A 20,624-nucleotide genomic window follows, 5' to 3' on the forward strand; every position below is an offset into this window, starting at 1 on the left:
CAGCATCCGACTACGTGTCAGAAATTCCCGAAAATCACTCTTGCGCTGAAGGGGGCGTCCACAGATGGAAAGCGGACATTGGTCTACGGCCGGAAATCGTACCCCACGCCTTCCATGACCTGTCGCTGGCAAGCCCGCCACTCGTCATAGACCGATGGCTACCCTAACGGTCTTCGTCTTTGAGGAGATTCAGAATCCGCCTCAGAGAGAAGTCCCCAAGCGAATGGCGGCCGGCAACTACCGTCAGCAGCATAGGCAGATCGTTCAGGCCGGTCTGGTAGAGGAAAGACCCTAGGAGCGTCGGCGGAGTGCTGAAACGCAGCCTTGTTTCATCTTCGGAGTGGGTAACATGCAGCGGACGTGTTCCGGACGCTAGCAAGCCGAAGAAGATTAGCGCCAGAGCGGGAACCAGGAAGAGCACGGCCGTAAAGGCGAAGACGCGCTCAAACACGTTGGCCTTGCCGGCCATCGACTCAGCCGCGACCAAGCAGCCGATTGCGACAATGACTTTCCCCAAGTCACCAGGAACCTCGTTGCTGTGCGCAGTCCATTCTTCGAGATACCGATCCCGCTGGTTTCCTGGCAGGCGGCGGACTGCCAGTGCAATCAGCTTGCGTACGACCAGGGGCCGCCACTGAACGAACTCATTGAAAAAGATGCTCGCGAGAATGCTTGCGAGAATCCCTGTCAGGATGGTCGCGGTCATGCCCATGCCAGACCTCCGAGATCAGCGCGGACCGTCGCGCCGACACATTGGGCTTTCACCCGTCCCACGGTCGTGACCTTGTAGAGCCGCCTGCGCGGACGGCCCATCGCCGACGGATCGCCATCTTCCCATCGACTAGCCAGCCAACCTGCCGCCTCCAGACGGGCGAGGATCGGGTAGAGCGTCCCAGACGGTTGCCCGGTCTTCTTACTGATTTCTGCCCCAGAAAACTCGTTCGCCCCATGCTCCATCAAGGCGCCGAGGACCTTGAGCGTTGCCATCGAAAGTCGAGGATCCTTGGCCATAGTTGAAACTCTACATAGGGTGACCGGAATGTCAACGTGCCTCTACGCCCGGCCATCGGCTACGGACGTTCCGGAGGTCTGCTGGGGGTCGGTTTGCGAAATCGACGGCAGGCCGGAAAGCAGACCTTGGCGCGCGCCCGTCTCCTTCGGGCGGGAGGAGATCGCCCATGGGCCTGGCCTAAGCGAGCGCGAGGGCAGGCGTGGCGGGCAGGGGGTCTGGGCGTCGCAGAGGCGCCGGTCTTGCGGGGGCGCCCCCTCCGTCACGGCGCTGGAGAAGCGCCGCGCCACCTCCCCCGGAGGGGGAGGAGACGAGAGCCTGGATCAGGCGGCCTTGCCGGCCTTCTTGGCGGCCAGCTTGTCCTGGTGGGCCTGCATGCCCTTGGCGATCATTTCGGCGGCCTCGCCGGCGTCGCCCCAGCCCTTGACCGTGACCGACTTGCCCTTCTCCAGATCCTTGTAGTGGGTGAAGAAGTGTTCGATCTGCTCGATCAGGATGGCCGGCAGCTGACGATAGCTGGCGACGTCGGTGTAATAGGGGTTCAGCTTGTCGACCGGCACGGCCAGGATCTTCTCGTCGCCGCCGGCCTCGTCCACCATCATCAGCACGCCGATGGGGCGCGAGCGGATGACGCAGCCGGGCACGACCGGCGTCGGGTTCAGCACGATCACGTCGCAGGGGTCGCCGTCGTCCGACAGGGTGTGCGGGATGAAGCCGTAGTTGCCGGGATAGTACATGGCGGTGTGCAGGAAGCGATCGACGAACAGGGCGCCGGATTCCTTGTCCATCTCGTATTTCACCGGCAGCCCGCCCTGCGGGATTTCGATGACGACGTTGACGTCCCAGGGAGCGTTCGGGCCGACCGGAATAGCGTCGAGGTTCATGGCGGGGTCTTTGCTGCGTCTGCGAAATTCTGTGAGGCGCGCGTGATAGGACGCGCGCGCGGCCTCGGCAAGCGCGACTTGAGTCGGCGGACTTGCGCCACAGCGGCGACTGGGCTCAATTCGCGCGATGACCTGGGTTGATTGGGCCGCGCTGGCGCTCTTCTTCATCTGCTGGCTCGGCTATGCGCCGATCCTGAAGTTCATCGGCCGCCACGGCGGTTCGCTGAACGACGACATGAGCCATGTCCGCCGGGTCTGGATGGCGTCGATGACCCACCGCGAGATCCGCCTGGTCGATAGCCAGCTGATGGGCCATTCGATCAACTCGGCCTCCTTCTTCGCCTCGACCAATCTGCTGCTGATCGCGGCGGTGGGCGGCATCCTGTTCGGGGGCGAGAGCAAGCTGGAAGGCTTCGCCGCCGTCGGAGCGGACAATGTGCCGACCAGGATCCTGGAGGCCAAGCTGGCCCTGGTGCTGATCTGCCTGGCGCGCGGCTTCCTGGATTTCATCTGGGCCCTGCGCCAGATGAACTACACCCTGGCCCTGATCGGCTCGGCGCCCGAGATCAACAAGGAGATCGACCGCAAGGCGTTCGGCGAGGCGGCGGCCGAACTGCTGAATCCCGCGCTCAGTTCGTTCAGCCAGGGGGTCCGGGGCTATTATTTCGCCCTGGCGGCGGCGGCCTGGCTGTTCGGCCCGCTGTGGCTGGCCCTGGGCGTGGCCTCGTCCTTCGGCCTGCTGATCTATCGCCAGGAGGCGTCGCCCGCCGCCCGCGCCATTCGAAATGCGCGGCGCCTGCTGGGTGAATGACGGTTATTTTGCAGGTGCGACAGGGGACGTCCTCTCCTGCCCCAGTGCGTCGAATTGGGGCGAAAGCGCCGTAATTGCGTAACATGCCGTGACCCGAAAACCGCGCGCAGCGCTTGACCGATTGTGCATCGCAACCTAGATTGACCTTCGACGCCTCCGGGCGTCTTGCCCTTCCTGGGCGTTTCCTCCCTATAGACTTTTATGCCGCGCCTCCGGGCGCGGCTTTTTTTCGTCCCGCGCCGATCCGGGGGCAGGGGGCCGGGGTCAGGCCGCCCCGTCGTCCGCGCACAGGGCGGCGATGACGCGGTTCAGCGCCTTGCGGGTCGCGGCATGGGTCGCGTTGGGCGTCTGGGTCGCCTCGTCCAGATACAGTTTGCGGCTCAGTTCGATCTGGATCGCCTCATAGCCGTCCGCCGGCCGGCCCCAGACCTGGGTGGACCAGCCCCCGGCGTAGGGATGGTTCAGCGCCACCCGCCAGCCCAGCCCCTCGAACAGGTCGCGCAGTCGCCGGGTCAGCCGCGCCTGGCACGACGATCCGTGCCGGTCGCCCAGCACCACCTCCGCCCCCACCGCCCGCGTCGGCATGGAATGCCAGTCGATCAGTACGGCCCGGCCCCGCCGCGCCCGCGTCCGTTCCATCAGTTCGGCCAGGGCCGTGTGATAGGGGGCGTGGGCGGTCCGGATGCGCGCCTGGGCCTCCGCCAGGGACAGCCGCCGATCATACAGGGCCAGGCCGTCGCCCGACAGCCGGGGGATGACGCCGTATCCAGCCCGGGTCTTGGCCCCCACCGGCCCGTCCGCATCGACGATCAGGTCCGGATCCAGTTCGCCAGGGTCGCGGTTCAGGTCCAGATAGGCCCGGCCGATCCGCCCCTCGATCAGGGGCGCCCCATGGGCCGGCCCTTCGCGCACCAGGGCGCCGACCAGGGCGTCCTCGGCGCTTTTCAGGCTGGCGCGGGCCAGTCCGGCGAAGGCCCCCATGTCGTCGGGATAGGTCTCGCCCGAATGGGGCGAGGCGAAGACCAGGGCCGTTTCCGGGGCCGCGGCGGGCGGCAGGCTGATCGCGAAACTGGCCCCGTCCGTGGTCATGATCCCCGCATAACGGGTTTCGCTGTGGAAGGAAGACGTTCGACCGGTGAATTTCATCGCCGGTTTACGCTTGTCGGCCTAGGTTGCGTCCCTGATTAAACGGGCACTTCTCGAATGGCGCGCATCCTTTTGGCCGAAGACGACAGTTCGCTTCGCGGTTTCCTCACCCGGGCGCTCGAACGGGCGGGACATCATGTCGTCGACTGCGAGAACGGCGACGACGCCATCGACGCCCTGGAACACGGCCCCTACGACCTGCTGCTGACCGACATCGTCATGCCCGGCGCCGACGGGATCGAGGTGGCCCGCGTCGCCGCCGCCCGTCAGCCGGGCCTGCGCATCATGTTCATCACCGGCTTCGCCGCCGTCGCCCTGACCGCCGCCCAGGCCTCGCCCCAGGCCAAGGTCCTGTCCAAGCCGGTCCATCTGCGCGATCTGGTCAGCGAAGTCGAACGGATGGTCGCGGCCTGACGCTGAACCTGAGCGACGCGTTTAACGTCGTTCTCCCAAAAATCGTAATCTGGCCGTGAAATCGGCTTGATGCCGCCAGGCCGGGCCGCTATACGACCGCTCTTCCCGCCCCGGGGCGATTTCCCGGGGCCCTACGGCGGATGCGTAGCTCAGCGGGAGAGCACCTCGTTGACATCGAGGGGGTCACAGGTTCAATCCCTGTCGCGTCCACCATTCTCCCTTCTACAGTCAGTCTTCTTCACCCTCTACGGGCGCCTGTCCGCATGGGCCGGATACAGGCTGCCGATCCCCGCCAGGGTGGCCCGCACGGCCTCGTCGAGCGCCGTGCGCGGTTCGGGGCCGATCAGGGCCTCCAGCCGGGCGTTGGTCAGGCGGACCGGGCGTTTCCACAGATAGGCCATCTCCATCAGTTCGCGCATCAGCGGCACGAAGGGCGCGGCCAGACGCATCACCAGCCAGGGCATGGGCTTGATCGGAAGCTTGGGCTCGCCCAGGACGCGGCGGATGGCGCCGGTCATCCGGGTTCCGTCGGCGTCCCATTGGCCCTCCATGTGGAAGCGGGCGAAAGCCTCCAGGTCGTTGCGCTCGGCCAGGCGCACCATCACCTCCGCCACGTCCGGCAGATAGGCCCACTGGTGCCCGACGCCCGGCTTGCCCGGATAGGTGATCGCGGTCGGCCGTTCGCCGGCCTTGACCAGACCCTGGCTGAACCAGTTGTTGGCCGCTTCAGGCCCGAAGAAGTCGCCGGCGCGGACGATCAGCACCTTGGCCCGGCCGCGATCGGCGGCCGCCTTCAGGCGACGTTCCATCTCGACCCGGATGCGGCCCTTGCGGGTCCTGGCGTTCTGGGGCGCGTCCTCGGCGATGTCGGGGAAGGCGTCAGGGCCGTAGTTATAGACCGTGCCGGGCAGCAGGATGCGCGCGCCGTTCCGTTCGGCCGCCGCGATGGTGTTGTCCAGCATCGGCAGCACCAGGGTGTTCCAGTTGCGATAGCCGGGCGGATTGACCGCATGGACGATCAGGGACACGCCCTCGGCCGCCGCCGCGACGTCCGCCGCCGACATGGCGTCGCCCCTGATCCAGGCGATCCGCGCGTCGCCGCGCACGCCCTCGGGTCGGCGATGCAGGGCGCGCACCGACCATCCCGCCTTCAGCAGCCGCTCGGCCACCGCCCCGCCCGCGCCGCCCGTGGCGCCCAGAACCAGGGCTGATTTCGTCGTCATGTCGCGCTCCATCCGTTTGATGAAGCCTGTATCGACCGAACGCCGGATCAACGGAATTGTCGAAATATCTGCACCTGCTATACGAAAACCAATGAACAGTGAGCCGAGCTGGGATCTGTATCGCACCTTCCACGCCGTGCTGCGCGAGGGGTCGCTGTCCGGTGCGGCGCGGCGTCTGGACATGAGCCAGCCCAGCATCGCCCGCCATATCGACGCCCTGGAGACGGCCCTGGGCGCCAAGCTGTTCCTGCGCACGCCCCGGGGCCTGTCACCCACGGACGCGGCGCTGGAGCTGAAGCCCCTGGCCGAGCGGCTGGCCGCGACCTCGGCCGCCCTGCGCCGCACCGCCGAGGGTGGGGGCGGGGGCGGCGCCCTCTCCGGCACGGTGCGGATCAGCGCCAGCGAGGTGGTGGCGGTCGAACATCTGCCGCCCATACTGGCCCGGATGCGTCAGGCCCATCCGGGGCTGGCGCTGGAGCTGTCGCCGTCCAACGCCCTGGACGACCTGTTGCAGCGCAAGGCCGATGTGGCCGTTCGCATGGTCCGGCCCGAGCAGCAGGCCCTGGTTTCGCGCCATGTCGGCGCCCTGGTCATCGGCCTGCACGCCCATCGCGACTATCTGGCGCGACGCGGGACGCCCCGGACCCTGGCCGATCTGAAGGATCACGACCTGATCGGCTATGATGTCGAAACCCCTGCGATCCGGGCTGCGGTCCAGCAGTATCCGGCCCTGAGCCGCGACGCCTTCGCCCTGAGAGTGGACAGCGACGTGGCCCAGCTGGCGGCCATCCGCGCCGGGTTCGGGATCGGCATCTGCCAGGCCGTCGTCGCGGCGCGCCAGCCGGATCTGGTCCGCGTCCTGCCCGACGCCTTTCATATGGCGCTGGAGACCTGGATCGTCATGCACGAGGATCTGCGCGGAAACGCCCGCTGCCGCGCCGTTTTCGACGCCCTGGTCGAGGGCCTGTCGGGGATCATAGAGTCCTCGGCGCGGTAATCAGTCGGTCCTGAACAGAATCACGGCGGTCAGGCCGCCGCCGGGCGTGGTCTCCAGGCGGACGCTCGCGCCCATCTGCTCGGCCAGGGAACGGGCGATCGCCAGGCCCAGACCGGAACCGCCGGTCTCGCGGCTGCGCGACGCCTCGCCCCGCGCAAAGGGTTCGAAGGCCTGGGCCTCGAACGCCGGCGACAGGCCGGGACCGTGATCGACGACCGTCAGCCGCCAGCGGTCGTCGTCGCGTTCGAAGCCGACCTCGGCGGAACCGGCGTAGGTCACGGCGTTCTCGATCAGGTTCTCGAGAATCCGGCGCAGGCCGCCCGTGTCGGCCTGGACCCGTCCCGCCTCCAGCCGTCCCAGGGTCACCGCCTGGCCCAGGGCGGCGCGTTCCCGCACCAGTTCCGTCACCAGTTCGGCGACATCGACGGGGACGAGGACAGCGGGTCTTTCCTCGCCGCGCGCGACCAGCAGCACATCCTCGATCAAGGTGGCCATCAGGGCCACGTCCCGGTCCGCCCGCGCCCGCTGGTCCGGGTCTTCGATCAGGGCGACCCGTAGCCGAAGCCGGGTCATCAGGGTCTTCAGGTCGTGCGCCGCGGCGGCCAGCATCCGCATGCGCTCGCTTACCAGGGCCTTGATGCGCGCCCGCATGCGGTTGAAGGCCGAGGCCACGCGGCGCGCCTCGGCATGGCCCGTCTCGTCCATCGGCGGGGCGCCGAGATCGCGGGCGAAACGGTCGGAAGCGTCGGCGATGGCCTGGAGGTCGCGGGTCGCCCGATGCACCATCCGCCACACGAGAAAGGCGGCCGTCAGCCCGACCAGCAGGCTGAACACCAGGGCGGCCATGGCCATGCTGCGGCGACGTTGCCCCAGGCCCGGCGCGACCACCAGCCTCTGGCCGTCCGCCAACGCGACCGACACCGCATAGACGGCGGTCTGTCGTCGCTGGACTTGAGGGCGGAAGCGGCGGCGCTCCTCGGGAACCAGCAGGCGGACGTCGCGCGCGCCCAGGGCCGCGTCATAGCTGCGCAACAGCGCGGGCAGGGGGCCGCCGTGCGCGCGATAGCCGGCCGGAACCCCGTCGGCGATGAAGAAGCGGGTGGCGTCGCCGTTCAGGGCCACCAGCAGGTCGTCCCGCTCTTGCGACGGCGTGCGGTCCAGGGCGGCGGCGGCGGCGGCGATCCGCACCGGCACAGGCAGGCGCCATTCGTCCTGATCGCCGCGCTGGAACCTCATCAGGCCCAGGACGCTGACCGCCTGCAGCGCCACCACGACCAGGACCAGCGTCAGCGTCAGGCGGTTGGCGAGGCCCAGGCGTCTCACGACTGGACCTCGACGTCTGCGGTGAACAGATAGCCGGCGTTGCGCACCGTGCGGATCAGCCGGGGTTCGCGGGGATGGTCGCCCAGCTTGCGGCGCAGGCGCGAGACCTGGATGTCGATGGAGCGGTCGAAGACGTCGGCCTGGCGGCCCTTCAGCACGTCCATGATGTCGTCGCGAGACAGGACCTGCTGCGGACGCCTGACGAAGGCGGCCAGCAGGTCGAACTCCCCGCCGGTCAGCTCCACCGCCTGGCCATCCGCATCGGTCAGGGCGCGGGAGGCGAGGTCCAGGCGCCAGCCGCCAAAGGCGAGACGGCGGGCCGGCGGCCGGGGTTCGGCCCGGTCGCGGCGACGCAGAAGGGCCTTGATGCGGGCGACCAGCTCGCGCGGCACGAACGGCTTGGCGACATAGTCGTCGGCCCCGACCTCCAGCCCCACGATCCGGTCCATGGGCTCGCCTCGCGCCGAGGCGATCAGCACCGGGACCGCGCCCTGGATGCGGCGGCAGACCGACAGGCCGTCCTCGCCCGGCATCATCAGGTCCAGCACCACCAGGTCCGGCCGCTGGACCGCCCAGGCTCGCCAAAAGGCTGCGGCGTCGGGGAAGGCCGCGCAGTCCAGACCCTCGCGCGCCAGCAGGGCGCAGACCAGGTCGCGGATTTCGGGGTCGTCCTCGACCAGATGGATCAAAGCCGTCGTCATGGGCCAAGCTTTGGCGCAACCGCCTCCGCCCCGCCAGTAGAGGATACACGCTGTTACGCACGGGCGCCGGGGCGACACACCCCGGACGGGCCGATCTGTCAGTCTGCAGTCGTCCGGAACAGGCCGGACCTCGCACAAGGAGCCTGCCCATGACCTCCCGTCGTCCCTTCGCAGCCGCCGCCCTGACGGGGCTGCTGGTGGTCGCCGGCCTCGCCGCTGCGGCCGACAGCGCCATGGCTCAGTCGGTTTCCCGCCACCGCTCGGCCAGCGTCACCGGCGCCCAGCACAGCGCCATGCGCGGCGCGGATATCTACCGCAGCCCCGGCTCGGCCACGGTCTCCCGCTATGGATCGGTGGACGGCCAGGGCTGGTCCAGCGCCCGCGCCAGGACCACGGTGGACACCGGGAACGGCTACGCCACGACGGCCGTCCGCACCGGTCCGGCCGGCAACGCCCAGACCCGCGCCGCCTCGATCGCCCACGGCGATGACAGCTACAGCCGGTCGTCCAGCCTTCAGACCTCGAACGGCTACGGCTATGACCGCCAGATCGACGCCTATCGCGACGACGACGGCGTCACCGTGAACCGCACCGCCACCGCGAACAACGGCGCCACGCGCAGTTCTACAGTCACTCGCCCCAACTGACCCCCTTTCCCGGTTCGGGCGGAGCGCCTCACCCCCGGCTCCGCCCGTCGCCCCGGCCGCGTCCCCCCAACCGTGCGGCCGGGGCCCCTTTTCCGATCGAGAGCCCGATGAAAAGCCTTGTTCTGTCCGTCCTGTCCGCCGCGGCGATCGCCGTCGTCGCCACGGCCGCGCCCGCCCAGACCCCGACCGGCGTCGGTCGCGCCCTGTTCCAGCAGGCGGACGTCAATAATGACGGACGCCTGTCGCGGGTCGAGTTCGACGCTGCGCGCGAGGGCCGGTTCGCCCGGGCCGACGCCGATCGCGACGGCCGTCTGACGATGTCCGAACTGCGCGCCCTGCGCCCGGACGGCGCCCCCGCTCCGCAGCGACGCCCCAGCCGCGAGCAGATTCAGAAGCTGCGCGCCATTGACCGCAACAATGACCGCGCCGTCGATCTGAACGAGTTCCGCGCCCTGAACGGAGACCGTTTCGCCGCCGCCGACCGCAACCGCGACGGTTTCATCACGCGCGACGAAATCGCCGATCTGGCGCGCGCCATGACCCTGGGGGGCTGAGGCCCCTAACCCCTGTGCCGCAGGTCCAGCACGTCGGGGGGCGGCGCGGGCTTGCGGGTCAGGGGCACGCGCTTCAGCCAGAGTTTCAGCGCCTCCCAATGGATGGCGGCCACGACCTTCAGCGTCAGCAGGGGCATGACCAGGGCGGCGGCGATCAGGGCGCGGTCGGACATCGGCCGGCGCGCGCCGTTCATGCTGGTGGCGATCAGCAGGCCCTCGCTGTCCGAGCCGTTGATGACCAGGGCCAGGGTGTCGCCGGGCGTCTGACCCTTGAAGTCATAAGTCATGTCCATGTCCATGAAGGGCGAGACATACAGGCGTTTGTCGGTCCGTTGCCGGAACCGGCCGGCCTGGGCGTCGGCCGCCAGGACGGGCAGGACATAGGACCGCCGCTCGCCGAAGGTGCTGGTGACTTCATAGACCATGGCGGCCAGCCGCCCGTCTTCATGATGGCAGTAGTAGAGGCTGATCGGATTGAAGACGAAGCCGAAGACGCGCGGCATGGTCAGAAGACGGATCGCGCCCTGACCGACGTCCACCCCGACCTCGGCCAGCCGCGCCTCGATCTGGGCCCGCAGCGGACGGTCCGAGCCGTCGCCGTGGTCCCGGTCGTGGAAGGACAGCAGGTTGAACCGGTTGCGTGAAAAGGTCTTCAGCCGGCCGTGCAGGGCGTCGATCTCGGTCAGGTCCAGCATCAGCCAGAAGACGCGGTAGTTCAGCCGGTGCGGCGTCGGCCGCAGGCGGGCGTGAAACACCTTGCCGACATAGAGGGCCGAGCCTGTCACGCCGCCGGTTCCATCTGGACCGAGGGTGAGGCCAGATGGATGCGGCCGCTCTCGTTCTCGACGGTCCAGGGACGACGCACCCCGCCCAGTTGTTCGGCCACCGCCAGACCGGACTGAAGCCCGTCCTCATGGAAGCCGGCCCCGAAATGGGCGCCGCAGAACCAGACGCCGCCCTGGCCCTGCAGGCTCCACAGCGACTTCTGCGCCTTGATGGCGACGGGGTCGAAGATCGGATGCTCGTACACTTCGCTGCGCAACAGGGTTCCGGCGGCCGGCGGGCGCGGCGGGTTCAGGGTGACGAACAGGTCCTGGCCCGGCAGGCCCTGGAGCCTGTTCATCCAGTAGGTGACGCACAGGCCGCCGTCCGCGCCGATATAGTTCCACGAGGCCCAGGCCCGCCGGCGCCGGGGCATCAGGCCCGCGTCGGTGTGCAGGATGGTCAGGTTGCGGCTGTAGCGGAAGGCGCCCAGCAGATCGCGCTCCTGCGCCGTGGGCTCCGCCAGCATGGCCAGGGCCTGGTCGGCGTGGGCGCCGATGACGACATGGTCGAACCGCTCCCGGGCGCCGGTGGTGTCATGAACCACGACGCCGCCGTCGACGCGCTGGACCTGGTCCACCCCGCGCCGGAGCCGGACTGCGTCGCCCTTTCGCCCGGCCCCGACCTGGCGGGCCAGTTCCTCGACATAGGCCCGGCTGCCGCCGACGACGGTGCGCCACAGGGGCCGGCCGACCAGTTTCAGCAGGCCGTGGTTGCCGCAGAAGCGCAGGAAGGATTCCGCCGGATAATCCATCAGCGTATGGGCCGGCGACGACCAGATGGCGGCGGCCATCGGCAGCAGATGGTCGTCGCGGAAGGCCTCGCTGAAGCCCTCGCGCTTCAGATACTGGCCCAGGGTCACGTCGCTGTCGCCCAGGGCGGCCATGCCGCCGGGCGCCGAGCGATAGAAGCGCAGGATCTCCTTCAGCATCGACCAGAAGCGCGGGCGGAACAGGTTGCGGCGCTGGGCGAACAGGGCGGGGGCGGCGTATTCGAACCGGCCCTGATCCAGGGAGACGGCGAAGGACATGTCGGTGGCCCGCGTCTCGAGCCCCAGATGGGCGAACAGGGCGATCAGGTTCGGATAGGTGGCGTCGTTGAAGACGATGAAGCCGGTGTCCACCGCCGTCTCTCCGGTCGGGGCGCGGACGTCCACGGTGTTGGAATGGCCCCCCAGGCGGTCGTCGCGTTCGTAGATCGTCACATCGTGGCGCTTCGACAGCAGCCAGGCGCTGGACAGGGCGGCGATCCCCGAGCCCACGACGGCGATCCGCAGGCGCGGACCGGTCTCGCTGGAAGGGGACGACAAGGACATAAAGACTCCGAACGACGGGCGACAGGTGGCGAAGATACGCGCCCAGTACGCGGCCGGATCACGAAATGATCCAGACTTTCGTCAGAACCGTACTAGGTTCCATGCATGGACAGGTTTCAACGCTTCAGCGGATTCGGCCACCCGTGACGTCCATGGGCGGCGAGCATGACCGACTGATCGAGGCGGTGGCGTTACGGCGCGACCGCGAGGCTTTCGCGCGCCTGTTCGAACATTTCGCGCCGCGTCTGAAGGCCTATCTGATGAAGGCCGGCGCGCCTGCGGGGGCGGCCGAGGACTTCGCCCAGGACGCCATGCTGACCGTCTGGCGCAAGGCCGAGCTGTTCGACAGCTCCAAGGCGCGGGCCGCGACCTGGATCTTCACCATCGCCCGCAACCGGCGCCTGGACGTGCTGCGCCAGGACGCCCGGCGCACCCCGATGCCCGAGATCGAACTGTCGCAGGAAGAGCCGGAACGGCCGGACCAGCTCGTGCTGATGGCCGAGGATGCGGCGCGCCTGAAGACGGCGATGGCGCGGCTGACGGCGGATCAGATCGAGGTCCTTCGCCTAGCCTTCTTCCAGGACAATCCCCACTCCGAAATCGCCCGGCGGCTGGACCTGCCGCTGGGCACAGTGAAATCCCGAATACGCAAGGCCATGATCAAACTGCGCACCCTGCTGGACGATGAAAAGGGAGGCGAGGCATGACCGGCCGTCACAACCCCTCCGAAGAACGGCTTTTGGCCTATGCGGCCGGCACACTCAGCCCGCCCGAGGCCGTGGTGGTCGCCGCCCATCTGGCGATGCGGCCGCAGAACGACGCCTGGGTCCGCACGCTTCAGTCCGTGGGCGGCGAGTTGCTGGACGATCTGGAGCCCGAACCGATGCCGGACGACGCCCTGGCGCGCGTCCTGGCGCGGGCCGAGGCCGACGCCGGACAGGTTCTGACGTCTACGCCGCTGAACGACATGGTCGGCCTGCCTGAACCCCTGCGCCGTTATGCGCTGGGACCGTGGCGATGGCTGGGACCGGGCATGCGCGCCCGCGACGTCCATGCGCCGCGCGACGGCGACTGCCGCGTCATCCTGCTGGAGATCGGGCCGGGGCGTGAGACGCCGCGCCACACCCACGGCGGGATCGAACTGACCTGCGTCATCCACGGCGCCTACGCCACCGAAACCGCCCGGTTCGACGTCGGCGATTTCGAGGAGGCGGACGGCGAAGTGCTGCACCAGCCGCGCGTGGTCTCGCCCGGTCCCTGCCTGTGCGTGGTGGCGCTGGACGGGCAGATCGAACTGGACGGCTGGCTGGGGCGGCTGATGCAGCCGTTCATCAAGCTGTAGGCGGGCCAGGTCTGACGGTCATTCAAACTTCGCACCAGGGCGAATGACGATCTTTGGCGGCGGCGGTTGTGAAGCGAGGGCGAAGCCCCACGGGGCCGTCCCAAAGAGAAAGAGCGCGGCCCTTTTCGGACCGCGCTCCCGTGGAAATCACCGAGATGGCGTTCAGCCGCGACGGTGGTCCCAATCGTGGCGTTCGTTGCGGATCTGGGCCGAGAGACGGTCGAAGCGACGGTCCAGGTCGGTGCGTTCCCAGGCGGTCAGGCCGCCGCGACGATAGTGGGCCTCAAGCCGCAGCAGGCCGTTGAACTCGCCCCGCAGACGGGTCGCCTCGCGGCGGCTGAGCTGGCCGGAACGGACGCCCTGGTCGATGCGGCGGTCCAGACTGGCCTGGCGGGCGTTGATCGACGACCAGTGTCCGTAGCCCGCATGATGGACAGGCGGTCGGGCGTGATGGGACGGGCCATAGGACTGGGCGGCGGCGGGCAGGGCGGCCGAGGCGGCGGCGGCGAGGATGAGGGCGGGCAGGAAGACTTTCTTGTTCAGCATCGGATCGTTCCTTCTGGTGCGGGGCGCCCCGGCGGGGGCTGCGATGTCCCCAGAAAGCCATCTCCCGCCTGAGCCCGATCTGAACGCCGCGTTTCAGCCGCCGTTCATCTTTTCGGCGCAGGAAGACCCGTTCGCGCGATCTCTGTTATAGATTCGACGGACGTGCGGCTTTTCGGCCGTATCGCCCGTTTCCAAACACCCCGTTCAGCGGCTGTTCAGAGCCGGCCCCGTAGAAGCGACTTCATGAACCGCACCCGCGCCCTCCTGATCGCCGCCCTGATGGCCCTGGTCCCCGCGACCCAGGCCCTGGCGCAGTCGCGCGACCAGGACCGAGAGCGTCCGCAGCAGGACCAGCGCCGCGACGCCCCCTCGCGCGACCGACCCTCGGCCGACGGGCCGCGCGCCGATCTGGGCGCCGTGGTGCGCCGGGTCGGGGCCGGACGCGACGGACGCATGCTGGGCGTCAGCCCGCGCGGCGACACGGTGGTGGTGCGCTGGGAATATCCCGGCGGGCGGGTCGCTGATATTCGCGTGGACGCCCGCTCGGGCCGCGTGGTGGGAGAAGACTGACGATGCGTGTCCTGCTGGTTGAAGACGACGCCGACCTGTCGCGTCAGCTGAAGGGCGCCCTGGCCGACGCCGGCTATGCGGTGGACCACGCCGCCGACGGCGAAGAGGCCTGGTTCCTGGGCGACACCGAACCCTATGACGTGATCGTGCTGGACCTGGGCCTGCCCAAGATCGACGGGGTCTCGGTGCTGGAGCGCTGGCGGCGCGAGGGCAAGGCGACGCCGGTCCTGATCCTGACGGCGCGCGGCGCCTGGTCGGACAAGGTGTCGGGCTTCGATGCCGGGGCCGACGACTATCTGACCAAACCCTTCCATACCGAAGAACTGCTGGCGCGGTTGCGGGCCCTGCTGCGCCGCTCGGCCGGCATCGCTTCGGCCACCCTGTCGTGCGGCGGCCTGCGTCTTGACCCGCGCGCGGCCCGGGCCAATGTCAACGGCGAGCCCCTGCGCCTGACCTCGCTGGAGTACCGGCTGCTGCACTATATGATGATGCACCAGGGCCGGGTCATCAGCCGCACGGAGTTGGTCGAACATCTGTACGATCAGGACTTCGATCGGGATTCCAACACCATCGAGGTCTTCATCGGCCGGCTGCGCAAGAAGATCGGATCCGACCGGATCGAGACCGTGCGCGGTCTGGGCTATCGCCTGGCGCCCCTGACGGGCGAGTCCGAGGCGGCGTGATCACGCCGCAATGACCGAAACGGGGGCTGGGGCGCGTCGGACGCCGCCCGGCGGCTGGGGCCGCTGGTTCGGGCGGCCGGGCAGGTCGCTGACGCGGCGGCTGATCTGGCTGGCCGCCGGCTGGATTCTGCTGGCCCTGGTGGCGACCGGGTTCGTCCTGACCAACCAGTTCCAGGAATCGGCCCTGCGCCGCCTAGGAAACGTGCTGAGCGAGACCACCGACGAACTGGTGGTGCGCACGGTGACGGCGAGCGGCAAGGTGCTGACGCCCCAGATCATGGACGCCCCCACTCTGCGGGTGTTTTCCGGCAAGTACTGGATGACGGCCGAGCCGACCCTGGCCGGGGGCCTGCGGATCATCACCCGCTCGGACTCGCTGTACGGCGAGGACCTGACGGTGCCGGCGGACCTGCCGGGGCGGCTGGACGACGCCTATGGCCAGACCATCACCTATAACGCCACAGGCCCGGCGGGCGAGCCGCTGCGGGTGGCGGCCAGCATGAAGTCCCTGCCGGGACGGACGACGCCGGTGGTCTTCTTCGCGGCCATCGACCGGTCCAACGTCGACGTGGACACCCGCCAGTTCGCCACCCTGACCTGGGTCGCCCTGCTGATCCTGGGCTTCATCCTGGTGTCGGCGGTCTTCATTCAGGTTCAGGTCGGCTTGCGGCCCCTGTATGACCTGCGCAACGAGATCGCGGCCGTGCGCCACGGCCAGGCGGCGCGGATCGAACGGTCCTATCCGCTGGAGATCCAGCCCCTGGCCGAACAGGTCAACCGGCTGCTGGCCCATAACCAGGAGGTGGTCGAGCGCCAGCGCACCCATGTCGGCAACCTGGCCCATGCGCTGAAGACCCCGATCTCGGTCATGCTGGCCGAGGCCGGGACCGCCGAAGGCCCGCTGCCGGAACTGGTGCGGCGCCAGACCCGGGTCATGCAGGGCCAGGTCGACCACCATCTGCGCCGCGCCCGCGCCGCCGCCCGCGCCGCCCACGGCCTGGGCGAGACCACGCCGGTGCCCGAGGTGCTGGACGAGCTGGCGGTCATGATCGAACAGGTCTTCCGCGACAAGCGCGCCGAGATCGACTGGCGCGCGCCCGACGACCTGGCCTTCCTGGGCGAACGCCAGGACCTGCAGGAGATCCTGGGCAATCTGATCGAGAACGCCGCCAAGTTCAGCACCCGCCGCGTCCGCGTCTCGGCCGGCGAGAACGGCCTGGGCCAGATGGTGGTGGTGGTCGAGGACGACGGCCCCGGCCTGCCCGCCGACCAGCGCGAGACGGTGATGAAGCGCGGCGCCCGGCTGGACGAGAGCGCGCCCGGCTCGGGCCTGGGCCTGTCGATCGTCGAGGACCTGACGCGCGCCTATGGCGGCCGGCTGACCCTGGGCGACAGCGACATGGGCGGGCTGAAGGTCGTGCTGGAGCTGCCGGCGGCTCACGCCGCGCGCGCCTGAGCTCGGGAGCCATCGGCGGGCGGGGGCGTTGAACCGCTCCGCCGCGCTGGAGCCGCCATGTTCGCCCGTCTTCGTCACGCCGCCGCCGCCCTGGGCGAGGCCGTCCGCAGCCGCGTCCCCGCCACGCGCCGCATCCCCAAGCTGACGACCCTGATCGAGGGGGCGGCGCGGGTCGGCTATGGGGCCCGGGGCTTCGTCTATCTGTCGGCGGGGGCCCTGACCCTGCTGGCGGCGACCGACAGGATCGGCGACGCGGTCGGCGCGGGCGGGGCGGCGGGCTGGCTGGCGGAGCAGCCGTTCGGGCGGGTCTGGCTGGTGCTGCTGGGGCTGGGGCTGTGGGCCTTCGTCGGCTGGCGCGTGCTGCAGGCCCTGTTCGACGCCGACCATGAGGGAACCGACCTGAAGGGCTGGGCCACGCGGGCGGGGCAGGCGGCCAGCGGCCTGTTCTACGGCCTGCTGGCGGCGGGGGTGTTCGAGTATCTGGACGAGGCGGGCGAGGCGACCAGCCAGGCGGCGGAACGGGCCGAGAGCATCGCCGAGAACCAGGAGAAGGCGGCCTGGATCCTGGACCTGCCGTTCGGCGGCCTGCTGCTGATCGCGGCGGGGCTGGTGGTGCTGGGCGTCGGGATCGGCAACATCGTCAGGGCCTTCAGGGACGACTTCGACGCGGCCCTGGCCTGTCCCGAGGCGGTGCGCCGGCCGGCGGCGGCCCTGGCGCGGGCGGGCTATGGCGCGCGGGGCTTCGCCTATCTGCCGTTGGGGACCTTCGTGGTCCTGGCGGGGCTGCACGCGCGGTCGGGCGAGGTGACGACGACGGCGGCGGCGCTGGACGCGCTGGAGGCCCAGCCCGGCGGGTCGTGGGTGCTGGGGCTGACGGCGGCGGGGCTGATGGCCTTCGGCGCCTTCGCCTTCGTGGAGGCGCGCTGGCGCAGGATCCGGTCGCCCCGGGACCTGACGCTGGGCTGAGGCCTTGGCGTCGCGCGGGGCCTTCCCATATGCTCCGCAACACATCCTGTTCCAGAAGGCCCTCGCCATGACCCAAGCCGTGCCGATGAAGACCCTGAAGATCGACTTCGTCTCCGACGTGGTCTGCCCCTGGTGCGTCGTGGGCCTGGGCGGGCTGGAGACGGCGCTGGACGCCCTCAAGGGCGAGGGGATCGGCGCCGACATCGCCTTTCAGCCCTTCGAGCTGAACCCCCAGATCGCGCCCGAGGGCGAGAACATCGTCGAACACATCGGCCGCAAATACGGCGCCAGCCCCGAGCAGTCGGCCGCCAACCGCGCCATGATCCGCGACCGCGCCGCCGAGGTCGGCTTCGACATGCGCATGACCGACGACAGCCGCATCTGGAACACCTTCGACGCCCACCGCCTGCTGCACTGGGCCCACGAGACCGCGCCCGAGAAGCAGAAGGCGCTGAAACAGGCCCTGTTCACGGCCCATTTCACCGAGAACCGCAACCTGACCGACGCCGGCGTCCTGACCAGCGCCGCCGAGGCCGCCGGCCTGGACCGGGCCGAAGCGGGCGAGGTCCTGGCCTCGGGCCGCTATGCGCAAGACGTGCGCGGGGCCGAGGACCTGTGGCGGTCGCGCGGCATCAGCTCGGTCCCCGCCGTGGTGGTCGAGGGCAAATACCTGATCAGCGGCGGCCAGCCGGCCCAGGTGTTCGAAGAGGCGCTGAGGAAGATCGCGTCGGAGGTGTGAGGGGAGGGGGATTGGCGAGTCGTGATTGGTGATTGGTGAGCGCAGATCTTGCGCCGGTGCATCGCCCCGCTCGCCCCTTGCTCGCTACTCACCCCTCGCCAATCACGATTCACCCCTCACGCCTTCGCTCACGCGCACGCCTCACCCGCCCCGGTCACGGCGGCCCGGTTTCAGACTCTCCCTGCGAAAAAACACCGTCTGAATCGTCTAATTCGTCTGAAATCCCGGCCGGCTCCAGGTCGTCCAGCGCGTCGATCCGGGCCATCAGGGCGTCGCGGCCGGCGTAGTCGCCGGGCTTCAGGGCGGCGGCTTCCTGGGCGATGACGCAGATCTGCTGGGCGAGGGCTTCGGCGCGCGCGGCGAGGTCGGGTTCCTTCGGGGCGGGCGGGGGCGCTTCCGGCGGCGCTTCCGGCGTGGGGGGCGCAGGCGGCGGGGCCGGCGACACATCCCGGGCCAGGGCCGTCAGACCCAGGTGCAGGCGCATCCAGCGCGCCGCCTCGACGGCGCGGCCGGCCTCGAGCGCGCGGTTCAGCCGCATCCGGGCCAGGTCCGCCATCCGGCCATAGTCGGCCGGGCCGTCCGCCGCCGCCTCGTCCGGGTCCAGCGGATCATAGGGGGGATCGACTTGGTCCATGCGCCGCCAGCCCTTGTCCCGGGCGCGCAGGCGGAAGGTGCTGACCCCCATGCCGTAGCGGGCGCTGACCGTCTCGGCCGTGTCGCCGGCCAGATAGTCGTCGCGCGCCGCCGCCCACGCCTGGTCCGAGGCCCGGCGATAGCCGCCGCCCCGGTCATAGGGATCGCGCACGGGCCGCCCGTCATACAGCGGCCGGGTCTCGTGCGACGCCTCATCCTGGGGCTCCTCGTCCCAGGACGACTTATCCCAGGACGACCGGCGCGGCGGATCGACGAAGTCCTCGTTGGTCAGGCGCCGGTCGAAATAGCCGCCCCCGCCGTCGCTCTCGCCATAGCCGCCGCCCTCGCCCTCGTCCCCATAGGGCCGGCGTCCCTCGATCCCATCCATACGCCCCTCCCGGGCCGATCCGCCCCGGAACGGGACCGGGGGATTATACGGCGGCGGGAAACCGTGCTGGGTTGATTGGCGCGCGAGCCGGAAAAGCTGAATATAGTCAACGGGTGGAACGACGGAATTAGGAGCGCTGAGGGGTGATCCCGCTTTTGCCGCCCCCGGCCGCCTCCCTTCCTTTCGTCATCCTCCGGGCCGCGCAGCGGAACCGGGGGACCCTTCGTCATCCTCTGGCCAAGCGAAGCTTGGACCAGGGGAGGCGCCGAAGGCGAAATGCGTCCGCCGCGCGATGTCAGACGCCCGCATCCGCGACAGGGTCCTGCTCACGCAGGCCGCTGGGTCCCCCGGTCTGCGCCGCGAAGACGCGGCTTGCCGGAGGATGACGAAAGGGGAGGGTTAGGCCCGCTTCTTCCGGGGCGCGGCCGGAACGTCGGCGGCGGTGACCAGATGCCCCTTCCAGCCGGGCGGCGGCAGGAACTTGCCGGACTGTTCCTCGCGCGTACCGTGCTTGGCGACCCAGGCGGCCCGTTTGCCCGCCTTCAGGATGGTTTCGTGATCGAAAAGCGGCTTGTTCATCGCGGTCCCCAATCTAGCAGTTCGAGCACCTCGCCGCCACTGGCGTAGATCCGCCAGTCGTCGGCCAGCGGCTTGTAGGTCGTCTCCAGGTACTGGAGGCTGAGCGGATAGCGGCGGCGCAGCGTCTCTTCCGGTATGCCGTGGCCGCCGCGCTCGACCCGATGCGCCACGCGAGCGATGGAGGCCTCGACCGAGGGCAGGCGCAGATAGATCAGTTCGAACCTGTATCCGGCGACCTTCCAGTCGCGGATGCGCCGCGCGTGGGTGCGTGTGGCCAGGGTGGTTTCCAGCACCACGTCGGCGCGGGCGGCGATCAGGTCCTCCAGCCGTTCCAGCACCATCCGCCCGGCGGCCAGATCGCGACCCGAACCGGGAGTCAGGGGGCGCGCCACCTCGTCGGGATTGACGAACTGGAAGGTCTCGGCCCGTTCCCGCAGGAACTGGTTGATGAAGGTGGTCTTGCCGGCGCCGTTGGGTCCGGCGAGGAGGACGAGGGTGGGCATGGGGGGAGGGGGGCGGGGCGGGCAGCCGGTGGCGGTGTTTAAGGAGGTATTTCGGGGGATGTTCGAATAACTAGGCAGCCAAGGGTGGGAAAAATCGTTCGCCGTGCTTCGCGTAAAGTTCGTCCACCAAGTTAATCATTGCATCGGTGATGACGCGCCACTCGGCATCACCCTTCTTCTCGACCTTCGTCGCGGGTCGAAAGTGAACAATACTATTTCTTAGCTTGTAAATGGTTTTCGCGAGCCGTTCCGACGGCGTGCTCTTCTGATCTTCATCGGCCTCTAAAACGTTGAAGGTGTCAATCGGCGTCTAAAAGGGACCCCCTATCGGCGTGCAATAGGGACCCCCTTTTGAGGTTCGGGATGGACGTCA

25 protein-coding genes and 1 tRNA gene are annotated in these 20,624 nt (G+C 69.3%); 13 read left to right on the top strand and 13 right to left on the bottom strand.

The window, feature by feature from the left end:
• Positions 1-163: 163 nt before the first annotated feature.
• From AC1RSI_RS16325 to ppa, 3 genes are all read right to left on the bottom strand, one after another.
• The gene (locus AC1RSI_RS16325; RefSeq protein ID WP_154726611.1) at positions 164-712 is read right to left on the bottom strand and encodes a hypothetical protein; all 549 of its coding nucleotides are present in this window, start codon (positions 710-712) and stop codon (positions 164-166) included.
• Entirely contained in the window at positions 703-1,011 is a 309-nt protein-coding gene (locus AC1RSI_RS16330; protein WP_154726612.1) for a PadR family transcriptional regulator, read from the bottom strand. The genes AC1RSI_RS16325 and AC1RSI_RS16330 overlap by 10 nt, the downstream gene beginning before the upstream one ends.
• A 321-nt stretch (positions 1,012-1,332) precedes the next feature.
• Complete coding sequence (ppa, locus tag AC1RSI_RS16335) at positions 1,333-1,893, bottom strand: inorganic diphosphatase (RefSeq protein WP_154726613.1); 561 nt, start codon at positions 1,891-1,893, stop codon at positions 1,333-1,335.
• A gap of 127 nt (positions 1,894-2,020) precedes the next feature.
• Here ppa and AC1RSI_RS16340 point away from each other — a divergent pair, with 127 nt between their 5' ends.
• Positions 2,021-2,704, top strand: coding sequence for a DUF599 domain-containing protein (locus tag AC1RSI_RS16340; protein WP_008259721.1), 684 nt, complete (start codon positions 2,021-2,023; stop codon positions 2,702-2,704).
• 264 nt (positions 2,705-2,968) lie between these two features.
• On the opposite strand, the gene AC1RSI_RS16345 is transcribed toward AC1RSI_RS16340, so the two are convergent.
• Positions 2,969-3,793, bottom strand: a complete 825-nt coding sequence (locus tag AC1RSI_RS16345; protein WP_035310157.1) for an N-formylglutamate amidohydrolase — start codon at positions 3,791-3,793, stop codon at positions 2,969-2,971.
• Between the two features lie 114 nt (positions 3,794-3,907).
• Here AC1RSI_RS16345 and cpdR point away from each other — a divergent pair, with 114 nt between their 5' ends.
• Both cpdR and AC1RSI_RS16355 read left to right on the top strand, forming a co-directional pair.
• Positions 3,908-4,264 carry a cell cycle two-component system response regulator CpdR gene (gene cpdR, locus AC1RSI_RS16350; protein ID WP_035310150.1) on the top strand — a complete coding sequence of 119 codons (357 nt, stop codon included), beginning with the start codon at positions 3,908-3,910 and terminating at the stop codon, positions 4,262-4,264.
• Positions 4,265-4,402: 138 nt separating this feature from the next.
• Positions 4,403-4,477 (top strand) — tRNA-Val (locus AC1RSI_RS16355).
• Positions 4,478-4,509: 32 nt separating this feature from the next.
• On the opposite strand, the gene AC1RSI_RS16360 is transcribed toward AC1RSI_RS16355, so the two are convergent.
• Positions 4,510-5,487: an NAD-dependent epimerase/dehydratase family protein gene (locus AC1RSI_RS16360; protein WP_154726614.1), complete on the bottom strand. Its 978-nt coding sequence runs from the start codon at positions 5,485-5,487 to the stop codon at positions 4,510-4,512.
• Positions 5,488-5,578: 91 nt separating this feature from the next.
• On the opposite strand from AC1RSI_RS16360, the gene AC1RSI_RS16365 reads away from it, so the two are divergent.
• The gene (locus AC1RSI_RS16365) at positions 5,579-6,484 is read left to right on the top strand and encodes a LysR family transcriptional regulator (RefSeq protein WP_154726615.1); all 906 of its coding nucleotides are present in this window, start codon (positions 5,579-5,581) and stop codon (positions 6,482-6,484) included.
• Here the strand turns inward: AC1RSI_RS16365 and AC1RSI_RS16370 are convergent, their stop codons facing one another.
• Positions 6,485-7,807, bottom strand: a complete 1,323-nt coding sequence (locus tag AC1RSI_RS16370) for a sensor histidine kinase (protein WP_154726616.1) — start codon at positions 7,805-7,807, stop codon at positions 6,485-6,487.
• Complete coding sequence (locus tag AC1RSI_RS16375) at positions 7,804-8,508, bottom strand: response regulator (protein ID WP_035307437.1); 705 nt, start codon at positions 8,506-8,508, stop codon at positions 7,804-7,806. The genes AC1RSI_RS16370 and AC1RSI_RS16375 overlap by 4 nt, the downstream gene beginning before the upstream one ends.
• A 149-nt stretch (positions 8,509-8,657) precedes the next feature.
• Here AC1RSI_RS16375 and AC1RSI_RS16380 point away from each other — a divergent pair, with 149 nt between their 5' ends.
• Entirely contained in the window at positions 8,658-9,155 is a 498-nt protein-coding gene (locus AC1RSI_RS16380; RefSeq protein WP_154726617.1) for a hypothetical protein, read from the top strand.
• A gap of 107 nt (positions 9,156-9,262) precedes the next feature.
• Positions 9,263-9,709, top strand: coding sequence for an EF-hand domain-containing protein (locus AC1RSI_RS16385; RefSeq protein ID WP_154726618.1), 447 nt, complete (start codon positions 9,263-9,265; stop codon positions 9,707-9,709).
• A gap of 5 nt (positions 9,710-9,714) precedes the next feature.
• Here the strand turns inward: AC1RSI_RS16385 and AC1RSI_RS16390 are convergent, their stop codons facing one another.
• Together AC1RSI_RS16390 and AC1RSI_RS16395 are read right to left on the bottom strand one after the other, a co-directional pair.
• Positions 9,715-10,494: a DUF1365 domain-containing protein gene (locus AC1RSI_RS16390; protein WP_154726619.1), complete on the bottom strand. Its 780-nt coding sequence runs from the start codon at positions 10,492-10,494 to the stop codon at positions 9,715-9,717.
• The gene (locus AC1RSI_RS16395) at positions 10,491-11,846 is read right to left on the bottom strand and encodes an NAD(P)/FAD-dependent oxidoreductase (RefSeq protein ID WP_154726620.1); all 1,356 of its coding nucleotides are present in this window, start codon (positions 11,844-11,846) and stop codon (positions 10,491-10,493) included. Before AC1RSI_RS16395 ends, AC1RSI_RS16390 begins: the two co-directional genes overlap by 4 nt.
• A 152-nt stretch (positions 11,847-11,998) precedes the next feature.
• On the opposite strand from AC1RSI_RS16395, the gene AC1RSI_RS16400 reads away from it, so the two are divergent.
• Positions 11,999-12,553, top strand: coding sequence for a sigma-70 family RNA polymerase sigma factor (locus tag AC1RSI_RS16400; RefSeq protein ID WP_154726624.1), 555 nt, complete (start codon positions 11,999-12,001; stop codon positions 12,551-12,553).
• Positions 12,550-13,188, top strand: coding sequence for a cadmium/peroxide/UV radiation responsive anti-sigma factor ChrR (gene chrR, locus AC1RSI_RS16405; protein ID WP_154726621.1), 639 nt, complete (start codon positions 12,550-12,552; stop codon positions 13,186-13,188). The genes AC1RSI_RS16400 and chrR overlap by 4 nt, the downstream gene beginning before the upstream one ends.
• Before the next feature lie 162 nt (positions 13,189-13,350).
• Here the strand turns inward: chrR and AC1RSI_RS16410 are convergent, their stop codons facing one another.
• The gene (locus tag AC1RSI_RS16410; protein ID WP_008260745.1) at positions 13,351-13,734 is read right to left on the bottom strand and encodes a hypothetical protein; all 384 of its coding nucleotides are present in this window, start codon (positions 13,732-13,734) and stop codon (positions 13,351-13,353) included.
• A gap of 243 nt (positions 13,735-13,977) precedes the next feature.
• On the opposite strand from AC1RSI_RS16410, the gene AC1RSI_RS16415 reads away from it, so the two are divergent.
• The 5 genes from AC1RSI_RS16415 to AC1RSI_RS16435 all read left to right on the top strand — a co-directional run bounded on the left by AC1RSI_RS16415 (position 13,978) and on the right by AC1RSI_RS16435 (position 18,148).
• A complete protein-coding gene (locus AC1RSI_RS16415) occupies positions 13,978-14,304 on the top strand; it encodes a hypothetical protein (RefSeq protein WP_008259736.1) in 327 nt (108 codons plus the stop codon).
• Between the two features lie 2 nt (positions 14,305-14,306).
• The gene (locus AC1RSI_RS16420) at positions 14,307-14,987 is read left to right on the top strand and encodes a response regulator transcription factor (protein ID WP_008263586.1); all 681 of its coding nucleotides are present in this window, start codon (positions 14,307-14,309) and stop codon (positions 14,985-14,987) included.
• A 10-nt stretch (positions 14,988-14,997) separates the two neighbouring features.
• Positions 14,998-16,443, top strand: coding sequence for a sensor histidine kinase (locus tag AC1RSI_RS16425; protein WP_154726622.1), 1,446 nt, complete (start codon positions 14,998-15,000; stop codon positions 16,441-16,443).
• Positions 16,444-16,500: 57 nt separating this feature from the next.
• Positions 16,501-17,409, top strand: coding sequence for a DUF1206 domain-containing protein (locus AC1RSI_RS16430; RefSeq protein ID WP_154726623.1), 909 nt, complete (start codon positions 16,501-16,503; stop codon positions 17,407-17,409).
• A gap of 67 nt (positions 17,410-17,476) precedes the next feature.
• Entirely contained in the window at positions 17,477-18,148 is a 672-nt protein-coding gene (locus AC1RSI_RS16435) for a DsbA family oxidoreductase (protein ID WP_230307693.1), read from the top strand.
• A gap of 154 nt (positions 18,149-18,302) precedes the next feature.
• Here AC1RSI_RS16435 and AC1RSI_RS16440 read toward each other — a convergent pair whose 3' ends face one another.
• The 3 genes from AC1RSI_RS16440 to AC1RSI_RS16450 all read right to left on the bottom strand — a co-directional run bounded on the left by AC1RSI_RS16440 (position 18,303) and on the right by AC1RSI_RS16450 (position 20,251).
• A complete protein-coding gene (locus AC1RSI_RS16440; protein ID WP_447941199.1) occupies positions 18,303-19,169 on the bottom strand; it encodes a hypothetical protein in 867 nt (288 codons plus the stop codon).
• Positions 19,170-19,568: 399 nt separating this feature from the next.
• Positions 19,569-19,748, bottom strand: coding sequence for a hypothetical protein (locus AC1RSI_RS16445; RefSeq protein ID WP_154727094.1), 180 nt, complete (start codon positions 19,746-19,748; stop codon positions 19,569-19,571).
• Positions 19,745-20,251, bottom strand: coding sequence for an ATPase (locus AC1RSI_RS16450; RefSeq protein ID WP_447941198.1), 507 nt, complete (start codon positions 20,249-20,251; stop codon positions 19,745-19,747). The genes AC1RSI_RS16445 and AC1RSI_RS16450 overlap by 4 nt, the downstream gene beginning before the upstream one ends.
• Positions 20,252-20,624 lie beyond the last annotated feature (373 nt).

The sequence above is a fragment of the Brevundimonas sp. GW821-FHT10E09 genome (assembly GCF_058809375.1).

Bases quoted from the DNA above. Each gene is read 5' to 3' on its own strand.
- AC1RSI_RS16360 (WP_154726614.1), bottom strand. From the start codon at position 5,487: ATGACGACGAAATCAGCCCTGGTTCTGGGCGCCACGGGCGGCGCGGGC.
- cpdR (WP_035310150.1), top strand. From the start codon at position 3,908: ATGGCGCGCATCCTTTTGGCCGAAGACGACAGTTCGCTTCGCGGTTTC.
- AC1RSI_RS16325 (WP_154726611.1), bottom strand. From the start codon at position 712: ATGGGCATGACCGCGACCATCCTGACAGGGATTCTCGCAAGCATTCTC.
- AC1RSI_RS16440 (WP_447941199.1), bottom strand. From the start codon at position 19,169: ATGGATGGGATCGAGGGACGCCGGCCCTATGGGGACGAGGGCGAGGGC.
- AC1RSI_RS16400 (WP_154726624.1), top strand. From the start codon at position 11,999: ATGGGCGGCGAGCATGACCGACTGATCGAGGCGGTGGCGTTACGGCGC.
- AC1RSI_RS16415 (WP_008259736.1), top strand. From the start codon at position 13,978: ATGAACCGCACCCGCGCCCTCCTGATCGCCGCCCTGATGGCCCTGGTC.
- AC1RSI_RS16385 (WP_154726618.1), top strand. From the start codon at position 9,263: ATGAAAAGCCTTGTTCTGTCCGTCCTGTCCGCCGCGGCGATCGCCGTC.
- AC1RSI_RS16345 (WP_035310157.1), bottom strand. From the start codon at position 3,793: ATGACCACGGACGGGGCCAGTTTCGCGATCAGCCTGCCGCCCGCCGCG.
- AC1RSI_RS16430 (WP_154726623.1), top strand. From the start codon at position 16,501: ATGTTCGCCCGTCTTCGTCACGCCGCCGCCGCCCTGGGCGAGGCCGTC.
- AC1RSI_RS16420 (WP_008263586.1), top strand. From the start codon at position 14,307: ATGCGTGTCCTGCTGGTTGAAGACGACGCCGACCTGTCGCGTCAGCTG.
- AC1RSI_RS16380 (WP_154726617.1), top strand. From the start codon at position 8,658: ATGACCTCCCGTCGTCCCTTCGCAGCCGCCGCCCTGACGGGGCTGCTG.
- AC1RSI_RS16445 (WP_154727094.1), bottom strand. From the start codon at position 19,748: ATGAACAAGCCGCTTTTCGATCACGAAACCATCCTGAAGGCGGGCAAA.
- AC1RSI_RS16395 (WP_154726620.1), bottom strand. From the start codon at position 11,846: ATGTCCTTGTCGTCCCCTTCCAGCGAGACCGGTCCGCGCCTGCGGATC.
- AC1RSI_RS16410 (WP_008260745.1), bottom strand. From the start codon at position 13,734: ATGCTGAACAAGAAAGTCTTCCTGCCCGCCCTCATCCTCGCCGCCGCC.
- AC1RSI_RS16330 (WP_154726612.1), bottom strand. From the start codon at position 1,011: ATGGCCAAGGATCCTCGACTTTCGATGGCAACGCTCAAGGTCCTCGGC.
- AC1RSI_RS16375 (WP_035307437.1), bottom strand. From the start codon at position 8,508: ATGACGACGGCTTTGATCCATCTGGTCGAGGACGACCCCGAAATCCGC.
- AC1RSI_RS16450 (WP_447941198.1), bottom strand. From the start codon at position 20,251: ATGCCCACCCTCGTCCTCCTCGCCGGACCCAACGGCGCCGGCAAGACC.
- chrR (WP_154726621.1), top strand. From the start codon at position 12,550: ATGACCGGCCGTCACAACCCCTCCGAAGAACGGCTTTTGGCCTATGCG.
- ppa (WP_154726613.1), bottom strand. From the start codon at position 1,893: ATGAACCTCGACGCTATTCCGGTCGGCCCGAACGCTCCCTGGGACGTC.
- AC1RSI_RS16365 (WP_154726615.1), top strand. From the start codon at position 5,579: ATGAACAGTGAGCCGAGCTGGGATCTGTATCGCACCTTCCACGCCGTG.
- AC1RSI_RS16340 (WP_008259721.1), top strand. From the start codon at position 2,021: ATGACCTGGGTTGATTGGGCCGCGCTGGCGCTCTTCTTCATCTGCTGG.
- AC1RSI_RS16435 (WP_230307693.1), top strand. From the start codon at position 17,477: ATGACCCAAGCCGTGCCGATGAAGACCCTGAAGATCGACTTCGTCTCC.
- AC1RSI_RS16425 (WP_154726622.1), top strand. From the start codon at position 14,998: ATGACCGAAACGGGGGCTGGGGCGCGTCGGACGCCGCCCGGCGGCTGG.